This is a genomic window from Suilimivivens aceti, assembly GCF_025567405.1.
In the GTDB taxonomy this organism is placed as follows: Bacteria; Bacillota; Clostridia; order Lachnospirales; family Lachnospiraceae; genus Suilimivivens; species Suilimivivens aceti.
In genome coordinates, this window is record NZ_JAOQKJ010000001.1 from 19,994 (window position 1) to 38,115 (window position 18,122).

General features: G+C 46.6%; 16 protein-coding genes and 1 other annotated feature. Of the genes, 4 read left to right on the forward strand and 12 right to left on the reverse strand.

The window, feature by feature from the left end:
• The 5 genes from buk to aspS all read right to left on the reverse strand — a co-directional run bounded on the left by buk (position 1) and on the right by aspS (position 6,716).
• On the reverse strand, positions 1-1,068 hold the full coding sequence (buk, locus tag OCV77_RS00090) for a butyrate kinase (protein ID WP_118798384.1): 1,068 nt from the start codon (positions 1,066-1,068) through the stop codon (positions 1-3).
• A gap of 9 nt (positions 1,069-1,077) precedes the next feature.
• Entirely contained in the window at positions 1,078-1,998 is a 921-nt protein-coding gene (gene ptb / locus OCV77_RS00095; RefSeq protein WP_118798383.1) for a phosphate butyryltransferase, read from the reverse strand.
• 111 nt (positions 1,999-2,109) lie between these two features.
• Positions 2,110-3,549: a TrkH family potassium uptake protein gene (locus OCV77_RS00100; protein ID WP_262572206.1), complete on the reverse strand. Its 1,440-nt coding sequence runs from the start codon at positions 3,547-3,549 to the stop codon at positions 2,110-2,112.
• Positions 3,550-3,559: 10 nt separating this feature from the next.
• Positions 3,560-4,942 carry a Trk system potassium transporter TrkA gene (gene trkA, locus OCV77_RS00105; protein WP_118798381.1) on the reverse strand — a complete coding sequence of 461 codons (1,383 nt, stop codon included), beginning with the start codon at positions 4,940-4,942 and terminating at the stop codon, positions 3,560-3,562.
• 22 nt (positions 4,943-4,964) lie between these two features.
• Complete coding sequence (aspS, locus tag OCV77_RS00110; protein WP_262572210.1) at positions 4,965-6,716, reverse strand: aspartate--tRNA ligase; 1,752 nt, start codon at positions 6,714-6,716, stop codon at positions 4,965-4,967.
• Between the two features lie 109 nt (positions 6,717-6,825).
• Positions 6,826-7,118 (reverse strand) — a binding site (T-box leader).
• 311 nt (positions 7,119-7,429) lie between these two features.
• Between aspS and OCV77_RS00115 the strand changes: the two genes are divergently transcribed.
• A complete protein-coding gene (locus OCV77_RS00115) occupies positions 7,430-8,566 on the forward strand; it encodes a sodium ion-translocating decarboxylase subunit beta (RefSeq protein WP_118798379.1) in 1,137 nt (378 codons plus the stop codon).
• Positions 8,567-8,602: 36 nt separating this feature from the next.
• A complete protein-coding gene (locus OCV77_RS00120; protein WP_262572213.1) occupies positions 8,603-8,731 on the forward strand; it encodes a hypothetical protein in 129 nt (42 codons plus the stop codon).
• Positions 8,732-8,733: 2 nt separating this feature from the next.
• Here OCV77_RS00120 and OCV77_RS00125 read toward each other — a convergent pair whose 3' ends face one another.
• From OCV77_RS00125 to OCV77_RS00135, 3 genes are all read right to left on the reverse strand, one after another.
• Positions 8,734-9,237 (reverse strand): NUDIX hydrolase, encoded by a 504-nt coding sequence (locus tag OCV77_RS00125; protein ID WP_262572737.1) that lies wholly within the window; start codon positions 9,235-9,237, stop codon positions 8,734-8,736.
• Between the two features lie 39 nt (positions 9,238-9,276).
• Positions 9,277-10,317 carry a GGDEF domain-containing protein gene (locus tag OCV77_RS00130; protein WP_262572214.1) on the reverse strand — a complete coding sequence of 347 codons (1,041 nt, stop codon included), beginning with the start codon at positions 10,315-10,317 and terminating at the stop codon, positions 9,277-9,279.
• A gap of 79 nt (positions 10,318-10,396) precedes the next feature.
• Positions 10,397-10,951 (reverse strand): TetR/AcrR family transcriptional regulator, encoded by a 555-nt coding sequence (locus OCV77_RS00135; RefSeq protein ID WP_262572215.1) that lies wholly within the window; start codon positions 10,949-10,951, stop codon positions 10,397-10,399.
• A 141-nt stretch (positions 10,952-11,092) separates the two neighbouring features.
• On the opposite strand from OCV77_RS00135, the gene OCV77_RS00140 reads away from it, so the two are divergent.
• Positions 11,093-11,470 (forward strand): CidA/LrgA family protein, encoded by a 378-nt coding sequence (locus OCV77_RS00140; RefSeq protein WP_262572216.1) that lies wholly within the window; start codon positions 11,093-11,095, stop codon positions 11,468-11,470.
• Positions 11,467-12,159 (forward strand): LrgB family protein, encoded by a 693-nt coding sequence (locus OCV77_RS00145; RefSeq protein WP_118798376.1) that lies wholly within the window; start codon positions 11,467-11,469, stop codon positions 12,157-12,159. Before OCV77_RS00140 ends, OCV77_RS00145 begins: the two co-directional genes overlap by 4 nt.
• On the opposite strand, the gene OCV77_RS00150 is transcribed toward OCV77_RS00145, so the two are convergent.
• The 4 genes from OCV77_RS00150 to chvE form a co-directional block, all read right to left on the reverse strand.
• Positions 12,152-13,921: a methyl-accepting chemotaxis protein gene (locus OCV77_RS00150; protein ID WP_262572217.1), complete on the reverse strand. Its 1,770-nt coding sequence runs from the start codon at positions 13,919-13,921 to the stop codon at positions 12,152-12,154. The two genes, OCV77_RS00145 and OCV77_RS00150, sit on opposite strands and share 8 nt — an antisense overlap.
• Positions 13,922-14,027: 106 nt before the next feature.
• The gene (gene mmsB, locus OCV77_RS00155) at positions 14,028-15,218 is read right to left on the reverse strand and encodes a multiple monosaccharide ABC transporter permease (RefSeq protein ID WP_262572218.1); all 1,191 of its coding nucleotides are present in this window, start codon (positions 15,216-15,218) and stop codon (positions 14,028-14,030) included.
• Positions 15,215-16,759, reverse strand: a complete 1,545-nt coding sequence (gene mmsA, locus OCV77_RS00160) for a multiple monosaccharide ABC transporter ATP-binding protein (protein ID WP_262572219.1) — start codon at positions 16,757-16,759, stop codon at positions 15,215-15,217. Before mmsA ends, mmsB begins: the two co-directional genes overlap by 4 nt.
• Positions 16,760-16,933: 174 nt before the next feature.
• Positions 16,934-18,106 carry a multiple monosaccharide ABC transporter substrate-binding protein gene (gene chvE / locus OCV77_RS00165; RefSeq protein WP_262572220.1) on the reverse strand — a complete coding sequence of 391 codons (1,173 nt, stop codon included), beginning with the start codon at positions 18,104-18,106 and terminating at the stop codon, positions 16,934-16,936.
• Positions 18,107-18,122 lie beyond the last annotated feature (16 nt).

Consider the following 18,122-nt stretch of genomic DNA (forward strand, 5'->3'; position numbering starts at 1 on the left):
TTAATATTCCATTGCCTTTTCTTCGCCGTTTAATACACGGAGCGCACCCTGTGCCAGGGCAAGCAGCTCATCTTCTCCGGGATATACGGTGAATGGAGCAATAAATCCGGCTCTCTCTTCCATCTTGTCAACCACTGCCTTATTGTAAGCAATGCCACCGGTAACGATGATCGCATCTACCTTGCCTTTTAATACGCAGGACATGGAACCAATATTCTTGCAGACCTGAAGGATAAATGCCTCTCTTACCTCATCAGCATGTGTATCACCTTCATCGATCATCTTGGCAACATCACGCATATCATTGGTTCCAAGATATGCATTGAATCCGCCGCCGCCAACGATCTTCTTGTAAACTTCCTTCTCGGTATATTCACCTGAGAAGCACATCCTGATCAGTGCGCCTGAAGGAACTGCTCCGGCTCTCTCAGGTGAGAAAGCACCGTCTCCATCAAGGGCATTGAATACATCAATGACACGTCCCTTTTCATGGGCGCCTACAGAAACACCACCGCCCATATGTACTACGATCAGATTCAGGGATTCATAGGAAACGCCCTTCTCCTTCGCATATCTCTTGGCTACAGCCTTCTGGTTCAGGGCATGGAACACGCTCGTTCTTGGAAGCTCCGGTACACCTGAATATCTTGCGATAGGCATCAGCTCATCTACTACGACAGGGTCAACGATATAGGAAGGAACACCGATTTCGTCCCCGATCTCTCTTGCCAGAATGCCGCCAAGATTGGATGCATGCTGTCCCTGCTTACCGATCTTCAGGTCATGAAGCAGATCATCACTGACTGCATAGGTGCCACCCGGGATTGGCTTTAACATACCACCACGGCCTACAATTACCTGCAGGGATCTGATATCAAAGTCCTTCTCCTTCAGCAGGTCAAGAATGATCTGCTTACGGAAATCCTTCTGGTCTACGATAGACGCATACTGTGCGATCTCTTCGGTAGAATGACGAAGGGTTTCTTCAAATAACAGGGTCTCATCTTCGAATACACCGATCTTGGTGGAAGTAGAACCCGGATTGATGATTAAGCTCTTAACTGACATGATTACCTCCTACTGATTCTTTTTCATTTCTTCTGCTACCACTGCAGCAAGTGCAATGGAATTTACCTTGGTTTCAAATGTGTCAGAACGGGATGTCAGGATAACAGGAGCCTTGGTTCCTGTCAGGATACAGCCATTCTTTACCTTTACAAGATGAACGATTGCCTTATATACCAGATTTCCTGCATGGATATCGGGGAAAAGAAGGATATCGGCATCGCCTGTGATCTTACGATCCATGGCTCCCTTTTCTTCTGCTGCTGCCCTGTCAATGGCAATATCAAGAGAAAGCGGTCCGTCTACGATACAGTCCTTGATCTCGCCTTCCTCGTTCATTCTTGTCAGCTCTGCCGCCTCTACGGTAACAGGCATCTTGGGATTTACTACTTCTACCGCTGCAAGGGGAGCTACCTTCGGACACTCTACGCCGCAGGCCTTTGCTACCTCTACAGTATACTTAATGATAAACTTCTTATCCTCTAATGTGGGGTAAGGCATAAATGCAACATCTGTAAAGAAAAGCAGACGGTCGATCCCGGGAATCTCAAATACACACACATGGGAAAGAGGCTGTCCGGTACGAAGCCCGACTTCCTTGTTCAGCACGCTCTTTAAGAAAGTCTTGGAATCCAGAAGACCCTTCATATACATATCTGCCCTGCCATCGTGTACAAGAGAAACTGCCTTTAAGGAAGCCTCTACTACATCAGGCTCATTGATGATTTCATATTCATCCATATTCATGGAAAGGGAGGCTCCGATCTCACGGATCTCTGCTTCATTACCAACCAGAATCGCATCTGCAATACCACGCTCCTTTGCAGCCTTAACTGCCTCCAGCACAGCCTTATCCTGTGCCACTGCAACGGACAGAATCTTCTTACTGCACTCTGACACCTTGGACAATAAATCATCAAAATTCTTGCTCATTTGTTCACACCTCTTATTTTTATTTGTTAAATTTATAACATAATCACAATAAAGAAATCATAGCACATTTGCGGGAAAATAGCAATCCCATGGGCTTTTTTTCTGCCTTTTCTATCTGGTATGCATGGATCTTCCAAACAGAAGCAGCATAGGGAATATCTCAAGTCTTCCTGTCAGCATACAAAGGGATAGCAGTACCTGTGCCCAGTCAGAGTAAATCCCGAAGTTATTCATGGGACCTACACCGCCAAGTCCCGGTCCTATATTGTTAAAGCAGGACAGCACTGCTGTCACATTGGTCGTCAGATCCTTGCCATCCAGGGAAAGGATCCAGGTAAACAGACAGATCAGGATCAGATAAGCTGCTGCGTAGATCCTGATGGAATTCAGTGTTTCCTTATCAATAGGCTTACCATCAATCCTCACGGGATTGATCGCCTTCGGCGTAATGATATGCCTTACCTCTGCCATCATGGCCTTTAACAGGATGATCAGTCTTGATACCTTGAAGCCACCTCCGGTAGATCCGGCACAGGCACCGATAATCATTAGAAGTACAAGCGTATGCTTGGAAAATTCAGGCCAGAAATTAAAGTCCACCGTGGCAAAACCGGATGTGGTCATAATACTAGCCACCTGAAAAAATGCATTCCTGACTGTTGTTCCAAGTCCTGTCACCCGGCTGAAGGTATTGATAGAAATCAATACAGTGGCTGTAATTACAATTCCAAGATAAGCTTTTACCTCTTCCGATTTCAGTGCATCCTTTACCTTGCCGAGAAGCAGAAGATGGTATACATTAAAGTTTACGCCAAATAACAGCATAAAAATTCCAAGCAGGATCTCAATATAAGCACTGTGATAACCGGCCACGCCCGCTGACGACACTGCAAATCCACCGGTTCCTGCTGTTCCAAAGGCTATACAGAAGCTATCAAATAACGGCATTCCCCCAAGCAGGAGCAAAACAAGCAGTATCATCGTCATGGCTGCATATATACCATACAGGATCATAGATGTAGTCCGCATTCTCGGCACCAGCTTGCCTGCAGTAGGTCCCGGCACCTCTGCACGTACAAGATGCATGGAATTGTCATTTTCCATAGGCATGACCATCATTACAAATACCAGGACACCCATACCACCGATCCAATGGGTAAAGCTTCTCCAGAACAGAACGCCATGTCCAAGGAGCTCCGGCTGCGCCAGCACAGAAGCGCCTGTGGTGCTGAAACCGGATGCGATCTCAAACAGGGCACTCCAGTAGGAACGGAATCCCCCTGCCATATACAGCGGCATGGCACCGATCAGGGAAATGATGATCCAGGTCGCCGCCACGATAAAGTATCCATCCCTGCTGCTGAGTCTTCTGTCCGACTGCCTGACTCTTGCCATAAGTACCCCTGGGATCAGTGCCGCCAGGATCGTAACAGCAAAAACCCATGCATCTCCATCTCCATAATACAAGGCAACAAGAAGCGGCAGTACCATGAGAGCCGCTTCAATCAATATGATTCTTCCAATAAAACTGACTATTTTTCTTTTATTCATTTCTCTGCTCCTAGGAAGCAAATATGTCTTCCAGTCTTGCGATCTGTCTGTCAATGACAGCTACCAGTACCGTATCTCCTGGAAGGATCACATCATCACCCCTGGGAATGATGATCCGGAAATCACGGATAATACAGCCGATCAGCATATTCTGTTTCATTCTCAGATCCTTCAGTGGGGTATTCAGGTTCAGATCCCTGTCATCCACCTTAAACTCGATGATCTCCAGTCTGCCATCCATCAGACGGTACAGAGATTCCACCGCATCATTATCCTCTGCATTCAGAAGAGATCTGCTGTAGCCAAGAATTCTATCCGCTGCAACATCCTCTCTTGAGATCGTACAGATCTTGCTCCCCTCCGGCAGCACCTTAAGCCTTGATTTGGCTGCGATCCTGGAAATCACCTTGCTGATACCCTGGGACTCCCCATACATGGCTGCCACCAGATTATATTCATCATTATCTGTGATCGTAATAAATGCGTCTGTATTCTCGATATCCGACTGGGACATGGAATCAAAATAGGCAAGCGCATCATCGCATACCACGTTGATCCCTTCCACGGCTTCAGAAAGCTCTGTTGCCATCACCTTATTTTTCTCGATCAGGGTTACCTTCGCCCCCTGCTCCAGCACTGCCTCTGCCAGATAATAAGCTATCCGTCCGCCTCCTGCGATCATAACGGACTGCAGCGGCTTTACCGGAAGCTTGATCTTTTTGAAGGATTTACGGAATTCATCCGCAGCACCTGTCATATACAGGATATCCCCTCTGCTGATCACCGTATTTCCTTTTGGCACAAAGGCCTCCCCGTCCCGGACGATCGCACAGATCAGCAGGTTGATCCCCATATCCTGGTTCATCTCGATCAGGGAATGGCCGATCAGCGGGCTTTCATTCCGGACATTGATCTGGACAAGCTCCGCTCTGCCTCTTGCAAAGGTTTCCACACGGGTTGCCAGCGGGAAACGAAGCAGCCGGAAGATCTCCAGAGCCGTTGCCAGCTCCGGGTTAATGATCATGGAAAGCCCCAGCTTATCCTTGTAAAAATGATTCTGCCTTGCATAATCCACGTCCCTGATACGGGCAATGGTATGCTTGGCTCCCATCATATGGGCTGTCATACAGCTTAGTATATTCAGTTCATCGGACTCTGTCACGGCAATCCAGATATCTGCCTTGCCTGCGGAAAGCTCCTGCAGTGTGGTATAGGAAGCGCCATTACCTTCAAAGCAGATAATATCAAAGCTGTTGCTCAGGCTCTTTACCACATCCTGGTTTCTGTCGATCAGGGTCAGTTCATATCCATCCCTGGAAAGCTGTCCGGCAAGCGAACGGCCAATCTCGCCTCCTCCTACAATAAATATTTTTATATCACTGCGTGATTTCATTATGATTCCTCACTTTTGAGTCCTACGCTCTTACCTTAATATGAACCTCGCGAAGCTGCTGCTCCGTTACCTCATTCGGTGCCCCACACATCAGGTCCTGTGCTGTACCACTCATCGGGAAGGCAATGATCTCCCGGATATTCTCCTCATTGCGCAGAAGCATGATCATCCGGTCTACCCCGGGTGCCATGCCTGCATGCGGCGGTGCACCAAACTGGAATGCCTGATAGAGTGCTCCAAACTTCTGCTTCAGTACTTCTTCATCATAGCCTGCGATCTCAAAGGCCTTGACCATGATGTCAATGCTGTGGTTACGGACTGCTCCGGAAGAAAGCTCTACTCCATTGCAGACAATATCGTACTGATATGCCAGTATTTCCAGCGGATCCTTATTTAAAAGTGCATCCAGTCCTCCCTGCGGCATGGAGAAGGGATTATGGGTAAATCCGATCTTCTTCGTCTCCTCATCCAGCTCAAACATCGGGAAGTCATTGACAAAGCAGAAACGGTATGCGTTCTTCTCATAAAGGTCCAGTCTGGCACCAAGCTCATTACGGATCTGTCCGGCATAGCCTGCTGCCCGCTCTTCCTTATCTGCGATAAAGAAGATGGTATCTTCTGCTTCAAGCCCTGCTTTTTCACGGAGCTCTACCTTCATATCATCCGGGATAAACTTGTCGATCGGCCCTTTATAGGACAGATCCTCCTGTACCTCCAGATAGCCAAGTCCTCCCATGCCGATTCCGGTAGCAAACTTCAGCATCTTTTCATGGAAGCCCTTGGACTGATGTCCGTGGATCTTAATAGCTCTTACTGTCTTGTTCTGGAACGGCTTGAAGGTACAGCGGTCAAAGAATTCGGACAAATCAATAATTCTCAGCGGGTTCCGAAGATCAGGCTTATCGGAGCCGAACTCCAGCATGGCCTGTTTATAACTGATAACCGGATAAGGTGCCTGTGTAACCTGGAAGCCCTTCGGTGCGAATTTTTCAAAGGTGGCTGTCAGAACCTCCTCACCTACCCGGAATACATCCTCCTGGGTAGCAAAGCTCATCTCGAAATCAAGCTGGTAGAATTCTCCGGGAGAACGGTCTGCTCTTGCATCCTCATCGCGGAAGCAGGGTGCGATCTGGAAGTACTTATCAATTCCGGATACCATCAGGAGCTGCTTATACTGCTGGGGTGCCTGAGGCAGTGCATAGAACTTACCCTTGTAATGTCTTGACGGAACGATGTAGTCTCTTGCGCCTTCCGGAGAAGAAGCACACAGAATGGGGGTCTGCATTTCCATAAATCCCATCTCCGTCATCTTCTGGCGCAGGAATGCGATCACCTCGGAACGGAAGATCATGTTATCCAAAACCTTTCTGTTTCTCAAGTCAAGGTAACGGTATTTCAGACGTAAGTCCTCTCTGATCTCCTTGGAGGCTGCGATCTCAAACGGCAGCGGCTTGTAAACCTTACCGAGGATTTCGATAGAGTGTGCCTCCAGTTCAATCGTTCCTGTAGGGATCTTTGGATTGTAGGTTTCCTCATCTCTCTTCTCTACCTCTCCCGTGATCGTCACACAGTCTTCCTTACTGATTCCCTTCAGCAGGTCGGTATTCCTCATAACGATCTGCAGTACGCCGTACATGTCTCTTAAATCAATGAAGGACACACCACCATGGTCACGGATATTCTCTACCCAGCCGGCTACCTTCAGAACCTTACCGATATCATCTTCGGAAAGCCTGTCCAGTGTTCTTTCACGATACAGTGTTGATAATTCCATTTCTTTCTCCTCTTTCTTTTCTTTTTCATGACCCTGCTTAACAGGATAAGCACTTCACCGGGCTGCCTTTCTGCCATAAAATAAAAACACCCCGAATTGAAGTTCATCAATTCAGGACGAATCATGATCCGCGGTACCACCTGATTTACTGCATCTGCAGTCACTTAAACTGAATTACGGCCAGCTGCCGGCGTTCCTACTCTCCAACCCTTCTGAATACTTTCTGTGAGTTCCTGTAAAATATCATATCAGCCTTCTGGAAATCACCCTCAGCAAAACAGGTACGGCTTTCAGTCTGCAGCTCGGAAGTGTTATTCATATGAGCTCTGCTGCCGGGCTCCCACCTGTGCCGGCTCTCTGGAAGTGAATTCTCATACTACTTCTCTTCGTCATCGCTTTTCTCATTGTTTCCTTTTATGCTTCCTATATCATAAGGTAGAATAGCCATTTTGTCAATTTCTAATCCCCCGGAAAAATGCCACGAAAAATGCACTCTCAAAAACTGTTGACACAGCCACAGGAAACCGTTATGATATCATCATACAAAAGGGAGTAGCCGGCACTTCGGTGGATTTCCAGGCGTCATCACGGTTTGACAACCCGCCTGAAATTGAAATGGTAAGACTTTTATTACAGGGAACACTCTGTAATAAGGGTCTTTTTTTATACCCTGGTAACCCCTTAATATCACGATCAAGAGAAAGGATACTATTATGGATTTTCTGATTTCCGGCTTATTAGCCATCACCTGGAAGCAGCTTGTCATGTACCTGATCGGCCTGCTTCTGATTTATCTCGCCATCAAAAAAGAATACGAACCATCTCTCCTGCTTCCCATGGGATTTGGTGCCATTCTGGTCAACCTTCCCTTCAGCAGCGCACTGAATCAGGTCGTCAGCGGTGTTGGTGAAACACAGGGCATTGTAGAATGGCTGTTCCACATCGGGATTGAAGCTTCGGAAGCACTGCCGATCCTTCTTTTTATCGGTATTGGTGCCATGATCGACTTTGGACCTCTTCTTTCAAAGCCAGCCCTGTTCCTGTATGGTGCTGCTGCCCAGTTCGGTATTTTTGCTGCACTGATCCTGGCTACGCTCCTTGGCTTTGACTTAAAGGATGCCGCCTCCATCTCTATTATCGGTGCTGCTGACGGTCCTACCTCCATACTGGTTTCGCAGATCCTGCACTCTAACTATATCGGTGCCATTGCTGTGGCTGCTTATTCCTATATGGCGTTGGTTCCTATCATCCAGCCCTTTGCCATCCGGCTTGTCACTACCAAAAAAGAACGGACCATGACCATGAACTATCAGGCCTCATCCGTTTCCAAAAGAGTGCGTATTGCGTTTCCTATCGTTGTTACGTTTATTGTCGGGCTCATCGCCCCGACCAGTGTTTCCCTTGTCGGCTTCCTCATGTTCGGCAATCTGATCCGGGAATGCGGCGTCCTTGGCACCATGTCCGAGACTGCACAGAATACCCTTGCCAATCTGATCACCCTGTTTCTTGGCATCACTATTTCCTTCAGTATGCAGGCGGAAAGCTTCGTCAGAACCGATACCCTGCTGATCATGGCGATCGGACTCTTTGCCTTTATTTTCGATACCATTGGCGGTGTCCTGTTTGCCAAATTCCTGAACCTGTTCCTGAAGGAAAAGATCAATCCCATGGTTGGTGCGGCTGGCATTTCTGCCTTTCCCATGTCCTCAAGAGTAGTACAGAAGCTGGCTCTTTCTGAGAATCCTCAAAATATCCTGATCATGCATGCTGCCGGTGCCAATGTTTCCGGTCAGATCGCATCTGCCATCGCAGGCGGTCTGATGATCACCCTGGTTTCTGCTTACCTGTAAGCATCACATATATTATAGAAGAAAAGGAGATTTATGATGACGGCAAATCTTATTATCGCACTGAAAATCGCAGGTCTTGGCCTGCTTGGCATCTTCGTTTCCATCCTTCTGATCATGGGCGTCACCGCACTTGTCGCAAGGATCCCGGAGAAAAAGAAAGAATAACCTCAGTCCTCGAAGGCTGCCCTGATACTGTCATAGTGAAGGAAGATCCCCTCCGCTGCAAGAGCCCTGATTTCATCTGGTGTTGCCAGTCTGAAGCCAAGGGTCTCTTCCGGCTGCGGAGTCACATCTTCCTCTGTAAAGTCACCGGTAAAGCGGTACACATCCACAAAATAATTATCTCCCTTACCCGGGTTTTCCCTGTGGTAGGTAAACAGATACTCTCTGTCAAACTTTTCCACATCAAGTCCGGTTTCTTCCTGTACTTCTCTTTTCACTGCTTCCTCTGAGCTTTCTCCGGCCATTACACCACCACCGGATACCTCCCACCAGCCAGGCGCCCATGCCTTAGTCATGACTCTTCTTGTGATCAGGAATTTCCCGTCCCTTCTTCTGACAACACCAAGTACGGTCAGATGATATTCCCCATCCTGAAGGATCCAGTCATTCCGCTTCATAGTATGTCCTGTCAGCTTCTTATTGCTGTCATAAATATCCCAGAATTCTATTTTTTCACTCATAGCTTCTCTCCATCCTTATCCTGTACTCTATCCGATGATCTGCCTTTTTCCACTATTCTTTGCCTGATACAGCTTTTCATCCACTGCAGTAAACAGCTTATCAAGCGGCATCTCTTCCCGGTGGCTCTCCACACCACCGCTGAAGGTGATCTCCTGCCCCTTTGACTCCTGCCCGAAAGCCTTCAGTCTTTCCTGTATACGGCACAGACTTTCAAACGCTCCTGATACATCTCCATCTTCAAAAACGAGCAGAAATTCCTCTCCGCCAAACCGTGAAGCAATACCCTTTCCCTCGATCTCCTCCTGCATAAAGCCTGCCAGCTCAGTCAGCACCTGGTCTCCATAGGCATGCCCATAGGTATCATTCAGATGCTTGAAGTCATCAATATCGATCAGGGATATCAGGAACTCCTTCTCTGTATGCCGGATCAGCTCTGTCAGATACCTGACCAGATATCTTCTGTTGTATAACCCTGTCAGTCCATCATGGTTGGCAGCCTGCTCCAGTTTTTTCCCCATTTCCAGGATGTCCGTTTTCTGTGATTCATATCTTTCGATCAGTGCTTTCAGTACGCAGAAAACACTGAAGGATGCTATCACAAGAGAACAGAGTATGGCAAGTGCCAGACTATCTGCACCTCTCGTCACAATACCGTACACCCTTTCCCTGCATACCAGAACCACAGTACTGTCTATCAGAAGTGTGGCAGCAAAATAAAACCATAGATGCCTTCTTGGCAGAAATACTGCCACTGCCACCATCGCCATCACAAAATAAGGAAGGATCGTACTTCCATATACATAATATAAAAAAGGAAATTCAAACCAGGAAATGATTAAAACGATTCCCGCTCCTGCAAGATCAGCCCTTCCACCGGTACAGCCGGTGATCCCAATCAGCACGATCGTCAGAAAGCAGAGACCACAGACAACAGACGGTCCGGTCATGCCATACAGAAAAATATTGCAGATAAAGCCACACAGATTGGCAATGCCTCCGGTAATCACCAGAGGCCTGAACATTTTTTCCCTTACGTCAACAAAAAAACTCTCTTCGAAGTATTCCATATCATTTGTCCCATAATAATCTTACACACAATTTTCTCTATTATGGCACAAACATTTTTTGAGTACAACAAAAATTCATTTAACTCGCATATTTTTTCAGTGCCCTTGTGATATCACCACTTATGAGCACACTCAGCTTATCGATAATATCCCTCGGATCCTCCTTCATATCATTTTTGATCCAGTTCAGCATGATCCCTACAAATGCATATTTATAGAAGTCCGCAATAAATTTCTTTTCCTCTTCTCCTACGTTAAGTCCCTCAGCCCGCTCTTCCACCACACCGATCAGCAGTCCGTATGTCATATGATACAGATAATTTTCTACCTGCTCCCTGCTTACAGAGTGGTACACATTCATAATAAATGGCTTATTCTGTAATATCGCCTCAAAGATATTATAAAATCCCTGCTGCCAGGTATCATAGGTTTTATTCCCTTCCAGGGCTCTTACGGCATCCTCCACGCAGGTCCACTCCACAAGGTCATAAATATCCTTAAAATGATAATAAAAGGTCATGCGGTTGATCCCACATTCCTCTGTGATATCATTGATCGTGATCTTATGAAGGGGCTTTTTCAGAAGCTGATCCTTTAGTGCTGCTGCCAGTGCCTTTTTGGTTACCTGTGACATTTCCTGCCTCCTGCATCTGTTTCTTTTTGTTGATATTCACTCTTGTCCGTACAAAATCCCGGTGCTACAATAATCGCTGGTGTACCGGGAGCTCCTGGGCGCCATACCAATCTATCATGAAGAAAAAAGGAGTTTAATCCCGTGAAGTACTTAAAACAGTTCGTTATTATCCTGCTGGTATCCTTCCTTGGTGAGATCCTGCATTATCTGATCCCGCTGCCGGTTCCTGCAAGCATTTATGGCATCCTACTGATGCTGCTCTGTCTGCATTTCAGGGTATTCGCCGCAGAAGAAGTAAGAGAAACTGGCATCTTCCTGATCGAGATCATGCCTGTCATGTTCATTCCTGCTGCCGTTGGTCTGATGGAGTCCTGGTCAGTCATAAAACCGTCACTCCTTCCGTACATAATCGTGATCATCGTGTCTACCATTATTGTAATGGCGGTTTCCGGCCTTGTCACGCAAAAGATCATTAACAATTCTAAAAAAAGCATAAAGAAAGGAGATTCCAACTCATGAGTACATTCATTGAAACCTCCGTCTTTTTTGGTGTTGTGGTAAGCCTTCTTGCTTACGGCATTGGTATGCTTTTAAAGCAGCGCTTTCATCTCGGTGTTTTCAACCCTCTGCTGATCTCCATCGTGATCACTATTGGTGTACTGCTGCTGTGTCATATTGATTATAACACCTACAATGAAGGTGCCAAATATCTGAGCTACCTGCTGACACCGGCTACTGTTGCTCTGGCAATTCCCCTGTATGATCAGCTTGCTGTGCTGAAAAAGAACTGGAAGGCTATCTTGGCCGGTATTGCCTCCGGTGTACTTACAAGCCTTCTCTGTGTCCTTGCACTGGTTCTGCTCTTTGGGCTTTCCCATGAGGAATATGTAACCCTGCTTCCCAAGTCCATCACTACCGCCATCGGTATCGGCATATCAGAAGAGCTGGGCGGTTACGTTTCTATCACTGCCGCTGTCATCATCATCACCGGTGTCCTTGGTAATGTGATCGGAGAAACCATCTTAAAAATCTTCCGTATCACAGAACCCGTGGCAAAGGGTGTGGCACTTGGCAGCGCCTCTCACGCCATCGGCACAGCCAAGGCAATGGAGCTTGGCGAGGTAGAGGGTGCCATCAGCAGTCTTTCAATCGTAGTCTCCGGTATCATGACTGTGATCGGTGCCTCCCTGTTTGCAGGCATCATTTAAAGCACCGGATACTGTCCTGAAGCTGTTCCACTACTCCTGACATATCTTCAATGGAAGAAGAGATATCCTTCATTTCTTCTTCCATTCCGTGATTATTTTCCCAAACCACAGAAAGCATTCCGTTACTGTCATTTACGGTCTTTTCTATACTGTCATTTGCTGTATTGACATGCTGCAGACTTTCCTGTATCCTGCCGATCTGCTCTTTTACATCTGACATCATTTCATCTACATGATCTGCCGCTTCATGATAATTTTTCCCTGTATCCTCCAGTGTATCATAATCAGCAAGCACCTTTGTATTGACAAAGTTAAGCAGCCTTGTCGCATTATCGGAAAGCTCCTGTACACTCTCTACTACCCTGTCGCTGATCTCCTTGATATGGTTTGCCGATTCTCTTGAACTGTCCGCCAGATTTCTGATCTCCTCTGCTACAACAGCAAATCCCTTTCCTGCCTCTCCAGCTCTTGCTGCCTCTATGGAGGCATTCAGTGCCAGCAGATTTGTTGTGCCGGCAATTCCGAGGATATCCCCTGTCAGCTTGGTTATCTTATGGATCTGCTGACTGCTTTCGATCGAGCTGTTCACCGCCGCATTGATCTCGGAAAGCATACTTGTGGCCTCCTTCTTGCTTGCCAGAGCCACCTCCTTCATTTCTCCTGCTTTTCCCTTAATACCAGCCGCATAGCTGCTGCCTTCTTCTGCAACCTGCTTCATTCCCTCCACAGTCTGTCCAAGAAGCAGCGTATCCTCCTTTACCTCCTGTACGGCTCCGGATACCTTTTCCATTCCTCCGGAAAGCCTTGTCAGATTCTGTGTCGTGTTCGCCGCACTTTCATTTACCTTTTCCACGCATGCGGAAATACCTGTCTGTGTCTCCTGCATCCTTCTGCATCCGTTTTGGAGTGCTTCGATAATTTCCTGCATCTGGGAAACCAGATCATTGATCGCCATGGAAAGTCTGCCAATTTCATCCCGTGACCTTACCCGGATCCGTCTGGTGATATCCCCTTCATTATTCCGGATCCCTTCCACCAGTTCATCTACCTGCTTTGTAGCGCCCTTTACAGGATTGATCACCCAGAGCTTGATCCCGATCATGATCAGCAGCATTGTCAGGGCAAGGATCAGTGACGCCACCGCAACAATTCCGGGTACACTTTCTGCCCTCTCTTCCATGCCCGCATGGGCAATATCCATCTGTGTCTCCGTGATCTCAAGCATTTCATCCATGCAGGCTTCTATACTCTCGTTAAACATCGGCAGATTGGAGGTAGCCGATACATATGCCTGCGTCTTGTTCGCTGCACTGGTTTCCAGCAGACTTTCTACTGTTCTCTTGTACTTCGCATACACATCGTACGCAGACTGGAACGCATCCCTTCTCTGGTCATTTTCAGAAAGACATTTTGAAAATGCATCCATCTGTGTATCCATCTGCTCCATTTCTGCCAGGATCTTTGTCTTCAGCTCCTCCATGGTCACATTATTGGTCGTCATGACGTGCGTCAGTACCTGCCCGTTAATATAGGTAAATTCTCTGGAAAGCTCAGATATCTGCTCCTGCTCTGTCACCTGCTTTGTTACGATCTCATTGCTGACATTAGTTATTGACTGCAGCTTATTTACCAGGATAAAAATACAGCCAAAGGCTGCAGCTGCAAACAGAAGAATCAGCAGCATGATCTTCATTTCCAGTCCGATCCCCCGCTTTTTCCTCGTTTTTCGTATTTTCTTTTCCTTTTTTTCCCTTTTCCTCACAATTATTTCCTCCTGTAAATATGCGCAATATCGCTGCCGTATTCATATCCAAAAAGGGCCATAAAGTGCATATGCACCCGGCCCTCTTTGATTAGATATGCAGAAATTAATTTTTGGCAATTAATTTTCCACCACGTTTGGATACTACATCGAAGATAACTGCTGCCAGAAGTACAAGCCCCTTTACTACCTTCTGCATATTCTGGTCCACACCCATCAGAGACATACCAAGGTTGATCACACCCATCAGCACCGCACCAACAATAACACCGGGAACTGTTCCTGTTCCGCCATATGCAGAGGCACCGCCGATAAAGCAGGAGCCGATTGCATCCATTTCATAGTTCTGTCCATAAGTGGGCTGTGCGGATGTCATACGTGCGATTGTTACCATTCCGGCAAGAGCTGCTAAAAAGCCCATGTTCATATATGCCAGGAAATAAACCTTATTTGTATTGATACCAGAAAGCTTTGTCGCCTTCTCATTTCCTCCTACTGCATAGAAGTAACGTCCCACTGTTGTATTGGAGGTAATATAACCATACACCATGATAACGATCAGTACCCAGATCAGGACGCTCGGAATACCCTTATGCTGTGCCAGTCTGTAGGTAAAGGCGAGAATGACAACTGTGATGATCACCATTTTCACGATAGTAGAAGTAAGACCCTCTACCTCATAGCCCTTCTTTACCTTATCCATTCTTCCCTTGATCTGGATAAAAATATAGATCGCTGCTGCCAGAACACCGGCAAAGATACAGGTCATATTCAGGGAACCACTTCCGAAGAAATCCGGTATGTAGCAGTCAGCACCGCCGCCAAACAGATTTACAAAGGTTGTACAGTCCTTAATGGATACTGTCATACCATCCAGTACAACATTGCTTAGGCCACGGAAGGCAAGCATGCCGGCCAGTGTTACAATAAAGGGAGGGATCCTGACATAGGCGATCCAGAAGCCCTGGAATGCACCGATCAGTGTTCCTACAACAAACATGATCAGGATAGCCAGCCACATGTTCATCTTCATGTTTACCATCAGCATGGCACCGATCGCACCGACGAAGCAGACAACGGAACCAACAGAAAGATCAATGTTACCGCCTGTCAGGATACAGAGCAGCATACCGGTTGCCAGGATAAATACATAGGCATTCTGGGAGATCAGACTGCTGACATTCATAGGCAGCAGAATTGCTCCTCCTGTTCTCCAGGCAAAGAATGCTGTTACTATGATCAGTACGATTATCATTGTATATTTTTTAACAAAATCCACAGATTTTATTTTACTCATGCTGTTTGCTCCTTTCCTGCTGTGCCAAGAATATGAGACATGATCAGTTCCTGTGTTGCCTCACTTCCTGCCAGCTCTCCAACCATTTTCCCTTCGTTCATAATATAGATCCTGTCGCACATGCCCAGAATCTCCGGAAGCTCTGAAGAAATCATAATGACGGATTTTCCTTCTGCCACCAGATGATTGATGATGCAATAGATCTCATATTTTGCACCAACGTCAATTCCTCTTGTCGGTTCATCCAGTATCAGAATATCAGGATCTGCAAACATCCATTTTGCAAGAAGTACTTTCTGCTGATTGCCACCGCTCAGGTTTCCAACATTCTGTTCTACCGTCGGACATTTTGTTTTCAGTTTTTCTTTGTAGTCAACCGCCACATTATATTCTTTATCCTTATCGATCACAGTATGGCTGCTGACTGCATCCAGATTGGAAAGTGTGGTATTGATCTTGATCGGGTTGCTCAGGATCAGACCATTTCCCTTTCTGTCCTCCGTAACATAGGCAAGCTTGTTCTTGATCGCTTCCTGTACGTTGTTCAGATGGACTTCCTTTCCATTGATATATAATTCTCCACTGATGTTATCTCCATAGCTCTTTCCAAACAGACTCATGGCAAGCTCTGTTCTTCCTGCGCCCATCAGTCCTGAGATTCCTACAACCTCTCCCCTTCTCACATTGAGGCTGACATCATCCACCACCTTCCGTTCTGAATACAGCGGATGATATACATTCCAGTGCTTTACCTCCATCCGGATATCACCAATATGCGGCTCTCTCTTCGGGAAACGGTCGGAGATCTCACGTCCTACCATTCCCTTAATGATCCGTCCCTCTGAGATCTCATCCACCTTCTTATCCAGTGTTTCTATCGTAGAACCGTCCCGGATCACTGTGATCTTGTCAGCCACATAAGAAACCTCATTCAGCTTATGGGAAATGATGATGGATGTCATTCCCTGCTCCTTCAGCTGAAGCATCAGATCCAGAAGTGCTTTGGAATCTGTCTCATTTAAAGATGCAGTAGGCTCATCCAGGATCAGCAGCTTTGCATTCTTGGCCAGTGCCTTTGCGATTTCTACCAGCTGCTGCTTTCCTACTCCGATATCCTTGATCAATGTCTGCGGACCTTCATGGAGTCCTACCGTCTTAAGCAGTTCTGCCGCCCGTGCATTGGTCTCGTTCCAGTTAATTTTATATTTATGTCCCCGTTCATTTCCGAGGAACATATTTTCCCCAATTGTCATATAAGGAATCAGGGCCAGCTCCTGATGGATAATAACAATCCCCTTTTCCTCACTGTCCTTAATGGTATTGAATTTACAGACCTCACCATCGTAAATAATATCCCCTTCATAGGTTCCATAAGGGTATATTCCACTCAGTACATTCATAAGTGTGGATTTTCCAGCACCATTTTCTCCTACCAGTGCGTGGATTTCACCTTCCTCCACTTGCAGATTTACATTGTCAAGCGCCTTTACGCCAGGGAATGTCTTGGTAATATTTTTCATTTCCAGTAATATTTTTGCCAACTGTATCCCTCCCAAGTCTTACTGTTTCCGCATGATCTAATCAATTTATAAAATTATTTATAGAATTAAAATACCTTCTCCCGGGAATCTGCCTCCGGCAACTCCCTTCATTTTCCGATATAAAACTGGCAGGCGGGCAAGAACCCACCTGCCATAATCATCCTGCCAATTATTTTACTGTAAATCAGCTTCTGTGTAGTATCCGGAATCAACAAGCAGCTCCTTGTAGTTGCTTGCATCTGCGAATACAGGCTCGCACAGGTAAGAAGGAATTACACCAGTACCGTTATCATAGGTCTCTGTATCGTTAACAGGTGCCTCTCCGCCCTTCATAACTGCATCTACCATTTCTACTACCTTGGATGCCAGTGTACGTGTATCCTTGAAGATAGACATAGACTGTTTGCCAGCGATCATATTCTTTACGTTTGCGATATCACAGTCCTGACCGGTAATGATCGGCCACTCACCTGTGTAGTTTGCTTCCAGTGAGTTGGTAACACCAAGTGCTGTAGAGTCATTGGAGCAGAGAACTGCATCAAGCTTGGTTCCATCTGCATAGTTTGCAGAAATGATAGCATCCATTCTGGACTGTGCTGTTTCTGTTGACCAGTTTGCTGTTGCAACTGTTTCGAAATCTGTCTGACCGGACTTAACAACAAGCTTGCCTGCATCGATGTAGGGCTGAAGCACATCCATAGCACCACCGAAGAAGAATCTTGCATTGTTATCACCAGGATCACCTGTTACAAGCTCAATATTGAAGGGTCCGTCTGCATTGTCAAGATCAAGCTTTTCCTTGATGTATTCACCCTGCTTGGTTCCTACCATGTAGTTATCAAATGTAGCATAATATGTAACAGCATCAGAGTTCATGATCAGACGGTCATAAGCGATAACCGGAATATTCTTTTCCTTTGCCTGCTCAAGAACGGTTCCAAGGGAATCACCATCGATAGAAGCGATTACCAGAAGCTCACAGCCTGAGTTGATCATGTTCTCGATCTGAGATACCTGGGTCGGAATATCATTTGATGCATACTGGAGATCTACCTCATATCCGGCTTCCTTCAGCTGAGCTTCCATATTGGAGCCATCCTGATTCCATCTCTGAAGATCCTTGGTAGGCATTGCCACACCAACTTTTCCGCCGCCGGCTGCTGTGTCTGCTGCTGTGTCTGCTGCCGCATCAGTGGTCTCAGATGATGCATCCTCTGCCGGTGCTGCCTCCTGCGTATCTGTGCTTGTACTCGTACTTTCTGCTGCCCCCTGTGATGATCCGCATCCTACCAGCATGGAAGCTACCATTGCTGTGGTAAGAAGTACGCTCAGTAATTTTTTCTTCATAGAAATTTTACCTCCC